The following is a 12,733-nucleotide window of genomic DNA, read 5'->3' as shown; positions in this document are numbered from 1 at the left end:
GCGGCGGGGGCGTGCCCGGCGCCGCGGGCCCCGCAGGCCGTTAGGGTCGAGGGCATGGACGTGGCACCGCACGCACCCCGAACCTCCCCGCCGGCGGAGCCGGAGGTGGTGGAGCGCGCCGCCGGGCTGGGCGGGGAGCTGGTGCTGCGCCGCTCCGGCACCGACTTCGAGATCATCGAGAACGGGGTGTTCCTGATGGACACCCGCAACGGCGAGTCCGAGCGGCTGCTGGTCCGCGCCGCCGCCGAGGGCCTGGACGCGCCGGTCCGGGTGCTGATCGGCGGGCTGGGCGTCGGGTTCTCCCTCGCCGAGGCGCTGGCGACCCCCGGCGTCGCGCACGTCCGGGTCGTCGAACGCGAACCGGCGGTGATCGCCTGGCACCGCACCCACCTGCGCCCCTGGTCGCGCGACGCGCTGAACGACCCCCGCGTCACCGTGGAGCAGGCCGACCTCGTCGACGTCCTCGCCTCCCCCGCCACCGGCGCCTTCGACGCGCTGTGCCTGGACATCGACAACGGCCCCGACTGGACCGTCACCCCCGGCAACGCCCAGCTGTACGGCGCGGCGGGCCTGTCCGCCCTCACCGCGCGGCTGACCCCGCGCGGCGTCCTCGCGGTCTGGAGCGCGCACGCCGCGCCCCGCTTCGAGGCGCTGCTGCGCGACCGGTTCACCGCCGTCACCGCCCGGCCGGTGCCCGTCCCGCGCGGCGAACCCGACGTCGTCTACCTCGCGCGCGGCGCCCGCCCCGCCTGACCTCGCGCCCGCCTCGCGCCCGCCTCGGGGCCCGCTCGGGGAGGGGAGTTTTCCCCGCCGCCCGGATGTTCCCCTGGGGCCGGGGTATCCGCCCCGGATGGGCGGTTCGCTAGGTTTCGAACCGACAACACCCCTTGGGAGGATCAGTGGCTACTGCCCACGCGGCCCAGCGGCGCCCCGCCGTCCTGGTCGACCTGCTGCCCGGTTCCCTGGCCCGCGACGCCGCGCTCGTCGCCGGCGCGGCCGCCCTCGTCGGCGTCGCCGCGCAGATCGCGGTGCCGCTGCCGGGCACCCCGGTCCCGGTGTCGGGACAGACCTTCGCGGTGCTGCTGGCGGGCGCCGCGCTCGGCTGGAGCCGCGCCGGCCTCGGCATGATCGTCTACCTGCTCGCCGGGATGGCGGGCGTCCCCTGGTTCGTCGACGGCGCGTCCGGCACCACCGCGCCCACCCTCGGCTACGTGATCGGCTTCGTCGTCGCCGCCGCGCTGGTCGGCCGGCTCGCCGAACGCGGCGGCGACCGCACCCCCGCCCGGACGGTCGCGACGATGCTCGCCGGCACCGTCGTCATGTACGCGGCGGGCGTCCCCTACCTGATGGCCTCGCTGGACGTGGACCTCGGCCGCGCCCTGCACCTCGGCGTCACCCCGTTCCTGGCGGGCGACGCGCTGAAGGTGCTGCTGGCGGCGGGCCTGCTCCCCGCCGCGTGGCGCCTCACCGGCGCCTCCCGCGACCGCGCCGCCTGACCCCTCTCCCCACCCCGCCCCCTCCCGCGGACGGCGCGCGGGAGGGGCGGGAGTGAGGGGCGGGTGTGGCGGACACCTCACCGCGCTCCCCGACCCCGCCTGTTTGAACAGGTTCAAATCTGGCGTAGAGTGGCTCGCGTGAAGCTCGCCGTGACAGCACCGGACCGCCTGTCCGTCCGCACCGTCCCGGTCCCCGACCCGGGCGACCTGATCTCGGGCCTCCCCCACCCCGCCGCGCTGGCCTGGGTCCGCCACGGCGAGGGACTCGTCGGCTGGGGCGAGGCCGCCCGCCTCACCCTCCCCGGCGGCCCCGACCGGTTCACCACCGCCACCCGCCTGCTCCACGACATCTTCGCCGCCGCCGACATCGACGACCAGGTCGCCGTCCCCGGTACCGGCCCCGTCGCCTTCGGCGGATTCGGCTTCGACCCCGGTTCCGACGACTCCGTCCTCATCGTCCCCCGCCACGTCCTCGGACGCCGCGACGGCCACGCCTGGCTCACCACCATCGGCACCGACCAGGCCCCCGGCCCCACCCTCCTCCGCCCCCCCACCGCACCCACCACCCTCACCTGGAGCGACGGGGCACTCCCCGCCCCCGCCTGGGAAAGCGCCGTCGCCACCGCCGTCACCCGCATCCGCGACGGCCACCTCGGCAAGGTCGTCCTCGCCCGCGACCTCACCGTCCACGCCGGCGAACCCATCGACGCCCGCGTCCTGCTCCGCCGCCTCGCCGACCGCTTCCCCGCCTGCTACACCTTCTCCTGCGCCGGACTCGTCGGCGCCACCCCCGAACTCCTCATCCGCCGCACCGGCGGCCACATCGAATCCCTCGTCCTCGCCGGCACCACCGCACGCGGCACCACCCCCACCGACGACACCGCCCGCGCCGACCGCCTCTTCGACTCCGCCAAGGACCGCGAAGAACACCGCTACGCCGCCGAAATGGTCCGCGACGCCCTCACCCCCCTCTGCTCCCACCTCCACGTCCCCGCCGAACCCGAACTCCTCACCCTCCCCAACCTCATCCACCTCGCCTCCCCCGTCCGCGGCCACCTCACCGCCGACCGCTCCGTCCTGGACGTCGTCGCCGCCCTCCACCCCACCCCCGCCGTCGCCGGCACCCCCACCCCCACCGCCCTCGACCTCATCCGCGAACTCGAAGGCATGGACCGCGGCCGCTACGCCGGACCCGTCGGCTGGGTCGACGCCCGCGGCGACGGCGAATGGGGCATCGCGCTGCGCTGCGCCCAGATCGACGGCACCCGCGCCCGCCTGTTCGCCGGCTGCGGCATCGTCGCCGACTCCGACCCCGCCGCCGAACTCGCCGAAGCCCACACCAAGTTCGGCGCCATGCGCCACGCCCTCCAAGGCTGACCCCCGCACCAGCCCCGCCCCGCCCCCCGGGGGCCCCGCTCCCCAGACCGCCCCAGGTCAGAGCACCCCCAACGATCTGCGATCATGCACGGGCGGACACCGGCACCGAGCGGAGGGACCCGAACAACGTGGACGTCGAACGCACCGCACTACCCGGCATCGGCCTGCAACACACCATGACCACCGGCCGCGGCCGCCGCGTCGGCGTCATCTCCCACCGCACCGGACGCCGCGACCTCGTCGTCTACGACAAGGACGACCCCGACAGCTGCACCGCCGCCGTCATCCTCACCCCCGACGAGGCCAACGCCATCGCCGAACTCCTCGGCACCGGACGCATCATCGAACACCTCGCCGAACTCCACCGCCAGGTCGACGGCCTCGTCACCGAACAACTCCCCATCACCCCCGGCTCCCCCTACGACGGACGCCCCCTCGCCGACACCCGCGCCCGCACCCGCACCAGCGCCTCCATCGTCGCCGTCGTCCGCGACGGCCACGTCATCGCCAGCCCCCGCCCCGACTTCACCTTCACCGCCGGCGACACCATCGTCGTCGTCGGCACCGACGAGGGCACCGCCGCCGTCGCACGGATCCTCACCGACGGCTGACCCGCATGCACTCCACGCTCCAGCTCATCGAACTCGGCGCGATCATCCTCGCCCTCGGCATGCTCGGCGCGATCTCCGTACGGTTCTCCATCTCCCCCATCCCCCTCTACCTCATCGCCGGCCTCGCCTTCGGATCAGGCGGCGTCTACCCCCTCACCACCAGCGAGGACTTCGTCGCCACCGGCGCAGAGGTCGGCGTCATCCTGCTGCTGTTCACCCTCGGCCTCGAATACACCGCCGACGAACTCGTCGGCACCCTCCGCACCTCCGCACCCGTCGGCCTCGCCGACCTCCTCCTCAACGCCACCCCCGGCGTCGCCGCCGCCCTCCTCCTCGGCTGGGGCCCCGTCGCCGCCGTCGCCATGGGCGGCATCACCTACGTCACCTCCTCCGGCATCACCGCCAAAGTCGTCGGCGACCTCGGCTGGCTCGGCAACCGCGAAACCCCGGCCGTCCTGTCCGTCCTCGTCTTCGAAGACCTCGCGATGGCCGCCTACCTCCCCATCCTCACCGCCCTGCTCGCCGGCGCCGGGCTCCTCGGCGGCGCCACCGCCCTCGCCATCGCCGCCGCCACCATCACCGCCATCCTCTACATCGCCCTCCGCCACGGCACCCTCGTCGAACGCTTCGTCGCCAGCCCCAGCGAAGAAGTCCTCCTCCTCAAAGTCCTCGGCCTCACCCTCCTCGTCGCCGGCATCGCCCAACACCTCCAGGTCTCCGCCGCCGTCGGCGCCTTCCTCGTCGGCATCGCCCTGTCCGGCCCCCTCGCCCACACCGCCCAGAAACTCCTCGCCCCCCTCCGCGACCTCTTCGCCGCCGTCTTCTTCGTCTTCTTCGGCCTCCACACCGACCCCGCCGACCTCCCACCCGTCCTCGGCGTCGCCGCCGCCCTCGCCCTCCTCGGCACCGCCACCAAACTCACCACCGGATGGCTCGCCGCACGCCGCGCCGGCGTCGCCACCACCGGACGCATCCGCGCCGGCACCGCCCTCGTCCCCCGCGGCGAATTCAACATCGTCATCGCCGGACTCGCCGTCACCGCCGGCACCAACCCCCGCCTCGGCCCCCTCGCCGCCGCCTACGTCCTCATCCTCGCCGTCACCGGACCCGTCCTCGCCCGCGCCGCCGAACCCACCGCCCGCGCCCTTCGCGCACACCGGACCCGCCGCCGCACCACCCCACCGCAAACCGACGACGAGATCCCCACCGCAACCACCACCACACCCACCACCACACCCACCGCCGACACCCAGGACGCCGACGACGCCGCCTCACCCGCCCACTGACGCCCCCGCCGCCTCAACCCCGCCCCGGCGGCTGGCACACCGGACACCAGAACAGGTTCCGCGACGCCACCTCCACCGTCCGCACCACCCCACCGCACACCAGACACGGCTGCCCCGCCCGCCGGTACACATACACCTCACCACCATGACCATCCACCCGCGGCGGCCGCCCCATCGCCTCCGGCGTGTGCTCCGGACGCACCGTGTCGATCCGCCCCGCCCGCACCCCCTCCGCCATCAACACCGCCAGGTCGTCCCAGATCGCACCCCACCGCTCCGCCGACAACCGCCGACCCGGCAACCGCGGATCCACCCCCTGCCGGAACAGCACCTCCGCCCGGTAGATGTTCCCCGGACCCGCCACCACCGACTGATCCATCAACAACACCGCGATCGGCGTCCGCGTCCGCGAGATCCGCCGCCACGCCCGCCCCGGATCACCGTCCGCCCGCAACGGATCAGGCCCCAACCGGTCACGCAGCAACTTCACCCCGCCCGGCTCCAACAACTCGCACACGTTCGGCCCGCGCAGATCCGCGTGATGCGCCTCCCCGGTCAACCGCAGCCGCACCACACCCACCGGCTCCGGCGCCGGCAACCCCCCGAACACATACTTCCCGTAGATCCCCAGATGGACGTGCACCGACCGCTCGTCCGCCAACCGCAGCAGCAGATGCTTCCCGTGCGCGTCCGCGCCCTCCAGCACCTGCCCGTCCACCGCCGCCGCGCCCTCCGCGAAACGCCCCTGCGGACTCACCGCGCCCACGACACGGCCGCCGAACATCCGCTGATGCTCGGCGGCCAGACGATGAACGGTGTGTCCCTCAGGCACCCGCCCAGCATAGGGCTCTCAGCGGTTCCTCACCCCCGCAACGGCTCCCCCACCTCACGCATGTGACCCAGCGCCAACCGGTACGACTCCACCAGCCCCGCCTCCGCGAACGGCAGCCCCAACCTCGCGCAGTGCTCACGCACCAGCGGCTGCACCCGCCGCAGATTGCACCGCGGAACGCTCGGGAACAGATGATGCTCGATCTGGTAGTTCAACCCGCCCATCAACCAGTCCGTCACCGCACCGCCCCGCACGTTCCGCGACGTCAGCACCTGCCGACGCAGATGACCCCACCGCGCACCCGGCTCCGGCATCGCCATCCCCTTGTGGTTCGGCGCGAACACACTCCCCAGATGCACCCCGAACAGCGCCTGGTGCAACAGCACCAGCACCACGGCCTTCCCCGGGCTCAGCAACGCGAACACCAACCCCAGATACCCCACCGCGTGCAGCACGAGCAGCCCGCCCTCCACCAGCCGCTCACGCCGCCCGCGCTCCCGCAGGAACAACGCACTACCGATCTTCAGGTTGAAGCCCTCCAGCGTCAGCAGCGGAAAGAACAACGCCGCCTGATGCCGCGCCACCCACCGCAGCGGACCCCGCTGCCGCACCGCCTGCTCCCGCGTCCACGCCAGCACGCCCTCCCCCACATCCGGGTCCTTCCCCACATGGTTCGGATTCGCGTGATGCCGGTTGTGCTTGTCGCTCCACCACCCATGCCCCATCCCCAACAGCAGATTCCCCAACGCCAACCCCAGCAACCGATTCGCCCGCGCCGACCCCGCGATCTGCCGATGCCCCGCGTCATGCCCCAGGAACGCCGTCCGCGTCGACACCACCGCCAGCGGAACCGCCAGCAGCACCACCCACCACGACCCGCCCGCGAACGCCACCGCCGCCCACAACGCCGCCGTCGCGGCCAGGTTCAGACCGATCGCCCGCCCGTAGTAGCCGGGACGCCGCTCCAGCAACCCGCTCTCCCGAACCCGCCGCGCCAGCGGCGTGAAGTCGCTGCCGCCCCCCTCCCGACCGGCACGCGCGGACGGGGCGTCGAGGATCGCGGGCATGAAGGCTCCTATCGCAGGGGGCACGCCCCACCGCGGGGCGCACCGCAAAGCTACGGAGCGTGCACCCCCGCGGTCGCCACGCTAGGGAGCCATCCCTGACCTGGCTCGCAGGTCCCGGTCACCTCACGCCACAGCACCATGGCCATCTGAACAGGACCCTGCGCCAGGGAACGGACACGCCGCCCCTATAGGGTCATAAGCCATGAGCGAACGCACCCGGTGGATCGACCTGGACGGCGCCGCCAACGCCCGCGACCTCGGCGGCCTCCCCACCGCCGCCGGCCGCCCCACACGCTGGGGACGCCTCCTGCGCTCCGACAACCTCCAGGACCTCTCGGTCGCCGACGTCCGCGTCCTGGTGGACGACTACGCCCTCAAGAACGTCATCGACCTGCGCACCCACACCGAGATCCACCTCGAAGGCCCCGGCCCCCTCACCCGCGTCCCCAGCGTCACCATCCACCAGCTCTCCCTGTTCGCCGAGGGCGGCCGGCACACCGACGCCGTCGCCGGCACCCCCGCACACTCCGGCACCGCCGCCACCGCCGTCCTCCCCTGGCAGAGCCGCCCCGGCGACGGCGAACCCGCACCCGAGCACGACCGCTCCATCAGCCACTACCACGGCTACCTCAACGACCGCCCCGACTCCATCGTCGCCGCCCTGCGCGTCATGACCCGCACCGACGGCGCCGCGCTCGTCCACTGCGCCGCCGGCAAGGACCGCACCGGCGTCGTCTGCGCCTTCGCGCTGGAGGTCGCCGGCGTGACCCGCGAGGCCGTCATCGCCGACTACACCCTCAGCGGCGAACGCCTCGAACGCACCCTCGGCCGGCTCCGCGGCAGCGACACCTACGCCGCCGACCTGGACTCGCGCCCCGCCGACTCCCACCGCCCCCGCGCGGCGACGATGTCGACGTTCCTCTGCCACATCGACGAGCGCTTCGGCGGCCCGCTCGGCTGGCTGACCTCCCACGGCTGGACGGACGAGGACACCGAAGCCCTGCGCGCCCGCCTCCTCGGCTGACTGTCTGCGCTTTGCTTGGGTGAGTGGTTTTTTGGGTCTGTGTGTTAGGGGGGAAGCACACCGCCCGACGCCTTTACATTGTAAGTTTCAGAATGAAAGCATGAAGCCGAACGTCGTCGCGCTCTGAAATCAGGACGCCAGGAGGGCGCGGACGGCGGCGTGCGCCGCCTTGCGCATCTGGCCGTGCAGCGCCGCGTTCACTTCCCTGTCGGTGCGGGCCTCGACGATCCGCAGCCCCTCCCCCGCGATCGCCTTCGGCAGGTCCGCCGCGAGCTCCAGCCGCCGGTACGGGAGGCCGTGCGCGGCCGCGACCGCCTCCAGGTCCACCCGGTGCGGGGTGCCGAAGACCCGCTCGAACGGGCCGTGCAGCGCCGCCTGCGGCAGCAGCGAGAAGATCCCGCCGCCCTGGTTGTTCACCACCACGATCGCCAGATCGGGACGGCGGTCCTGCGGGCCGACGATCAGCCCGTTCTGGTCGTGCAGGAACGCCAGGTCGCCGAGCAGCGCGTAGGAGCGGCCGCTGTGCAGCAGCGCCGCGCCCATCGCCGTCGACACCAGCCCGTCGATTCCGCTAGCCCCCCGGTTCGCCATCACCCGGATCCCCCGGCGCGGCCGCATCACCTGGTCCAGGTCGCGGATCGGCATGCTCGCCGCAGAGAACAGCAGCGACCCGCCCGGCAGCGCCGCCACCAGGTCACGCGCCAGCCGGGGCTCGCTCACCTCCGGGACGGCGTCCAGCACCCCGTCGACCGCCGCCGCGGCGGCAAGGTCGGCCGCCCGCCACGACTTCAGCCACGCGTCGTCGCCCGACACCACCGGGATCTCCACCTCCGGCGCGACCTGCGTCGCCGACCGGACCGGGTCGGGCCAGTGCGCCAGGTCGGGCGCCAGCACGATGTGCTCCTCCGCCCGGCGCAGCAGCGACAGCAGCGGACGCGACAGGCCCGGCTTGCCCAGCGTCACCACCACCTCCGGGCGGTGCCGCTCCACGAACTCCGGCACCCCCAGCAGGAAGTGGTGCGAGGACAGCGCGTGGTCGCCGTAGCGGGCGTTGCCGTTCGGCTCGGCCAGCACCGGCCACCCCGCCATCGACGCCGCCGCCACGTACCGCTTGACGTTGACCGCGCCGTCGCCCACCACCAGCACCCCGCGCCGCGTCGGCGGGACGTGCAGCACCGACCCCGGCGTCGCCGCCCGCACCTTCGTCCACGCGCCCGTCGCGTCGCCGTCCAGCGGCTCGCACCACGTCTCGTCGCCGTCGGGGATCAGCGGCTCCCGGAACGCCGCGTTCAGGTGCACCGGACCCGGCACCGGCGCCTGCGCCAGCCCCCACGCCCGGCTCACCAGCGACCGCCAGTACGCCACCATCCCCGGACGGTTCTCCGGCGCGCCGACCTCGGTGCTCCACCGCGCCGCCGTCCCGTACAGCTTGACCTGGTCGATCGTCTGGTTCGCGCCCGTGTCGCGCAGCTCCGGCGGACGGTCCGCGGTGATCACCAGCAGCGGGACGCCCGACTCGTGCGCCTCGATCACCGCCGGATGGAAGTTCGCCGCCGCCGTCCCCGACGTGCACACCAGCGCCACCGGACGCCCCGCGCGCTTGGCCATCCCGAGGCCGAGGAAGGACGCCGACCGCTCGTCGATCCGCACGTGCAGCCGGACCCGGCCCGCCTCCTCGGCGGCGTGCAGCGCCAGCGCCAGCGGGGCCGACCGCGACCCCGGCGCCAGCACCGCGTCGGTCATCCCGCACCGCAGCAACTCGTCCACCAGGACGGTGGCCAGCGCGGTCGCCGGATTCACCGCGCCACCCCGAGCACCGGCGGGCCGCCCAGGTGCTCCTGCGCCGCGGCCGCCCGCCGCCGCCACGCCCCGGTCTCGTCTTCGCCGGTGACCTCGAAGCGGCGCAGCGCCTCCTCGTCCACGCCCGGCCGCCGCACGGCGATCTCCCCGCCCACCGGGGCCAGCGGAGCACCGACCACGTCGCCCTCCAGCAGCGCCAGCGTCGCCAGCCCGCACGCGAACCGCAGCTCCGGCAGCGCCGCCGCCAGCGCCACCCCCGCGGCCAGCCCCACCGACGTCTCCACCGCGCTCGACACCACCACCGGCAGCCCGCACGCCTCCGCGACCCGCAGCGCCTCCCGCACCCCGCCCAGCGGCTGCGCCTTCAGCACCGCGATGTCCGCCGCGCCCGCGGCCCGCACCTTCAGCGGGTCCTCCGCCCGGCGGATCGACTCATCGGCCGCGATCGGCACGTCCACCCGCCGCCGCACCTGCCCGAGCTCCTCCAGCGTCGCGCACGGCTGCTCGGCGTACTCCAGCTCCCACCGGTCCAGCGCGCGGATCATCCGGACGGCGCGCTCCACGTCCCACCCGCCGTTGGCGTCCACCCGGACCCGGCCGCCCGGCCCCATCGCGTCGCGGACGGCCTCCACCCGCGCCATGTCCTCGGCGTCGGGACGCCCCCGCTCGGCCACCTTCACCTTCGCGGTGCGGCACCCCGACACCTTCGCCATCTCGAACGCCCGCTCCGGCCCGACCGCCGGGATCGTCACGTTCACCGGCACCCGGTCGCGCACCGGCGCCGGGAACCCCTCGAACGCCGCCTCCCGCGCCGCGCCCAACCAGCGGGCGCACTCGGCCGGGCCGTACTCGGCGAACGGCGAGAACTCCCCCCAGCCGGCGGGGCCCTCGACGAGCACGCCCTCCCGCCGCGTCACACCGCGGAACCGCGTCCGCATCGGGATGGAGTAGACCCGCACCCGCTGACCCCCTGGCGTCACCTATCGAACCGAACCTAGTAGTACCACGGGAAACGCGACCAATCGGCGTCACGCTTCTCCAGGAACGAATCCCGCCCCTCGGCCGCCTCGTCCGTGCCGTAGGCCAGCCGCGTCGCCTCCCCGGCGAACACCTGCTGCCCCACCAGCCCGTCGTCGACGAGGTTGAAGGCGTACTTCAGCATCCGCTGCGCGGTCGGGCTCTTCCCGTTGACCTTGCGCGCCCACTCCAGCGCCGTCGCCTCCAGCTCGGCGTGCGGCACGACCGCGTTCACCATGCCCATCCGGTGCGCGGCCTCCGCGTCGTAGGTGTCGCCCAGGAAGAAGATCTCCCGCGCGAACTTCTGCCCCACCTGCCGCGCCAGGTACGCCGACCCGAACCCGCCGTCGAAGCTCGCCACGTCCGCGTCGGTCTGCTTGAACCGCGCGTGCTCCCGGCTCGCGAGCGTGAGATCGGCCACCACGTGCAGGCTGTGCCCGCCGCCCGCGGCCCACCCCGGCACCACGCAGATCACGACCTTGCCCATGAAGCGGATCAGCCGCTGCACCTCCAGGATGTGCAGCCGCCCCGCGCGCGCCGGGTCGATCGTGTCCGAGGTCTCCCCCTCGGCGTACCGGTAGCCGTCCCGGCCCCGGATCCGCTGGTCGCCGCCCGAGCAGAACGCCCACCCGCCGTCCTTGGGCGAGGGCCCGTTCCCCGTCAGCAGCACGCACCCGATGTCGCTGGACATCCGCGCGTGGTCCAGCGCCCGGTACAGCTCGTCCACCGTGTGCGGGCGGAACGCGTTCCGCACCTCCGGGCGGTCGAACGCCACCCGCACCGTGCCGTGGTCGACGGCCCGGTGATAGGTGATGTCGGTGAACCCGAACCCCTCCACCTCTTTCCAGGCGCTCGCGTCGAACAACTCCGAGACCATGTCGTCCTCTCCTGCCGCCCGTTCGGCCCGCCCCATTCAACCGCCCCGGCGGCCCGGACCGTCCTCCGCCCCCGGCACACCAGCCCCACGCCACCGGATGATTTGAACGCGTTCAGCGTAGTCGTCTACCCTGGCGGGATCATGGATCGCCGCCTGCACGCCGTCCTCCTCCCGCCCGGCCCCGACCTGCTCCGGGCGCTGGCCGCCGCGCTCGACGGCACCGGACCCGCGATCTGCCCCCTCTCCCCCGGCCTGCCCCCGCCCGCCCTCCAGGCCCTGCTGGACGCCCTCGCCCCGCACGCCGTCCAGACCGAGGACGGCCTCACCCCCCGCGACGGCGGCGTCCCCGTCCACGACGACACCGCCGTCCTCATCGCCACCTCCGGCTCCACCGGCACACCCAAGTTCGTCGAGCTGACCGCCGCCGCCCTGCGCCACTCCGCCGCCGGCACCCTCGCCCGCCTCGGCGCCGCGCCCGGCGACCGGTGGCTGTGCTGCGTGCCCACCAGCCACATCTCCGGCGTCCAGGTCCTCGTCCGCTCCCTCGTCGCCGGCACCCACCCCGTCCTGCACCCCCGCTTCGACACCGCCGCCGTCGCCGACCTTGCCGCGACCGCCGCCCGCGACCTGCACATCGCGCTCGTCCCCACCCAGCTCCGCCGCCTCCTGGACGCCGGCACCGACCTGGCCTCCCTCGGCGCCGTCGTCCTCGGCGGCGCCGCCGCCGCCCCCGGCCTGCTCGCCGAGGCCCGCGCCCGCGGCGGCCGCGTCCACCCCAGCTACGGCATGAGCGAGACCTGCGGCGGCTGCGTCTACGACGGCGTCCCCCTCGACGGGATGCGCGCCGCCCTCGGCCCGGACGGGCGGATCCGCCTCGCCGGCCCGTCCCTGTTCGCCCGCTACCGGCTCCGCCCCGACGCCACCGCCGAGGCCATGGACGGCGACTGGTTCCGCACCCAGGACCTCGGCGCCCTCGACCACGGGCGGCTCCGCGTCCTCGGCCGCGTCGACGACGTGATCAACACCGGCGGCGAGAAGGTCGTCGCCGGCGAGGTCGCCACCGCCCTGTCCCGCCACCCCGCCGTCCACGACGTCGTCGTCGTCGGACGCCCCGACCCCGACTGGGGCGAGCGCGTCACCGCCGTCGTCGTCCCCGCCCCCGGCGCCCACCCCGCCCCCGCCCTGCCCGAGCTGCGCGCCCTCGTCCGCGAGACGCTGCCCGCCCACGCCGCCCCGCACGAGCTGGAACTCGTCGAGGCCATCCCGCTGCTGCCCTCCGGCAAACCCGACCGCGCCCGCCTGCGCGCCCCCGCCACAGGCCGCTAGCCCGCCCCCGCCCGGCGCAT

At 74.4% G+C, this 12,733-nt stretch carries 12 protein-coding genes; 7 read left to right on the top strand and 5 right to left on the bottom strand.

What is annotated here, in order from left to right; genetic code table 11:
* The first annotated feature begins 54 nt into the window (after positions 1-54).
* From GNZ18_RS11885 to GNZ18_RS11865, 5 genes are all read left to right on the top strand, one after another.
* Positions 55-753, top strand: coding sequence for a spermidine synthase family protein (locus GNZ18_RS11885; RefSeq protein ID WP_156216374.1), 699 nt, complete (start codon positions 55-57; stop codon positions 751-753).
* Between the two features lie 146 nt (positions 754-899).
* Complete coding sequence (locus tag GNZ18_RS11880; protein WP_214619511.1) at positions 900-1,496, top strand: biotin transporter BioY; 597 nt, start codon at positions 900-902, stop codon at positions 1,494-1,496.
* Between the two features lie 138 nt (positions 1,497-1,634).
* Positions 1,635-2,873: an isochorismate synthase gene (locus tag GNZ18_RS11875; RefSeq protein ID WP_312874441.1), complete on the top strand. Its 1,239-nt coding sequence runs from the start codon at positions 1,635-1,637 to the stop codon at positions 2,871-2,873.
* Between the two features lie 128 nt (positions 2,874-3,001).
* Positions 3,002-3,484 carry a cation:proton antiporter regulatory subunit gene (locus GNZ18_RS11870; protein WP_214619513.1) on the top strand — a complete coding sequence of 161 codons (483 nt, stop codon included), beginning with the start codon at positions 3,002-3,004 and terminating at the stop codon, positions 3,482-3,484.
* A gap of 5 nt (positions 3,485-3,489) precedes the next feature.
* Positions 3,490-4,770: a cation:proton antiporter gene (locus GNZ18_RS11865; RefSeq protein WP_156216372.1), complete on the top strand. Its 1,281-nt coding sequence runs from the start codon at positions 3,490-3,492 to the stop codon at positions 4,768-4,770.
* A gap of 13 nt (positions 4,771-4,783) precedes the next feature.
* Here GNZ18_RS11865 and GNZ18_RS11860 read toward each other — a convergent pair whose 3' ends face one another.
* Both GNZ18_RS11860 and GNZ18_RS11855 read right to left on the bottom strand, forming a co-directional pair.
* Entirely contained in the window at positions 4,784-5,602 is an 819-nt protein-coding gene (locus GNZ18_RS11860; RefSeq protein WP_312874440.1) for an Fpg/Nei family DNA glycosylase, read from the bottom strand.
* Between the two features lie 29 nt (positions 5,603-5,631).
* Positions 5,632-6,669, bottom strand: coding sequence for a fatty acid desaturase family protein (locus GNZ18_RS11855; protein WP_156216371.1), 1,038 nt, complete (start codon positions 6,667-6,669; stop codon positions 5,632-5,634).
* 202 nt (positions 6,670-6,871) lie between these two features.
* Here GNZ18_RS11855 and GNZ18_RS11850 point away from each other — a divergent pair, with 202 nt between their 5' ends.
* A complete protein-coding gene (locus tag GNZ18_RS11850; protein WP_156216370.1) occupies positions 6,872-7,693 on the top strand; it encodes a tyrosine-protein phosphatase in 822 nt (273 codons plus the stop codon).
* A gap of 129 nt (positions 7,694-7,822) precedes the next feature.
* Here GNZ18_RS11850 and menD read toward each other — a convergent pair whose 3' ends face one another.
* Genes menD through GNZ18_RS11835 form a run of 3 tightly spaced genes read right to left on the bottom strand, consistent with a single transcriptional unit; the run spans position 7,823 to position 11,387 of the window.
* Complete coding sequence (gene menD / locus GNZ18_RS11845; RefSeq protein WP_214619516.1) at positions 7,823-9,493, bottom strand: 2-succinyl-5-enolpyruvyl-6-hydroxy-3-cyclohexene-1-carboxylic-acid synthase; 1,671 nt, start codon at positions 9,491-9,493, stop codon at positions 7,823-7,825.
* Entirely contained in the window at positions 9,490-10,473 is a 984-nt protein-coding gene (locus GNZ18_RS11840; RefSeq protein WP_376766267.1) for an o-succinylbenzoate synthase, read from the bottom strand. The genes menD and GNZ18_RS11840 overlap by 4 nt, the downstream gene beginning before the upstream one ends.
* 14 nt (positions 10,474-10,487) lie before the next feature.
* Positions 10,488-11,387, bottom strand: a complete 900-nt coding sequence (locus GNZ18_RS11835; protein WP_156216369.1) for a 1,4-dihydroxy-2-naphthoyl-CoA synthase — start codon at positions 11,385-11,387, stop codon at positions 10,488-10,490.
* A 141-nt stretch (positions 11,388-11,528) separates the two neighbouring features.
* Here GNZ18_RS11835 and GNZ18_RS11830 point away from each other — a divergent pair, with 141 nt between their 5' ends.
* Positions 11,529-12,713 (top strand): AMP-binding protein, encoded by a 1,185-nt coding sequence (locus GNZ18_RS11830; RefSeq protein ID WP_156216368.1) that lies wholly within the window; start codon positions 11,529-11,531, stop codon positions 12,711-12,713.
* Positions 12,714-12,733 lie beyond the last annotated feature (20 nt).

It is taken from the genome of Actinomadura litoris, from assembly GCF_009733595.1.
GTDB lineage: Bacteria > Actinomycetota > Actinomycetes > Streptosporangiales > Streptosporangiaceae > Spirillospora > Spirillospora litoris.
This window is presented reverse-complemented; position numbering and strand designations above follow the sequence as displayed.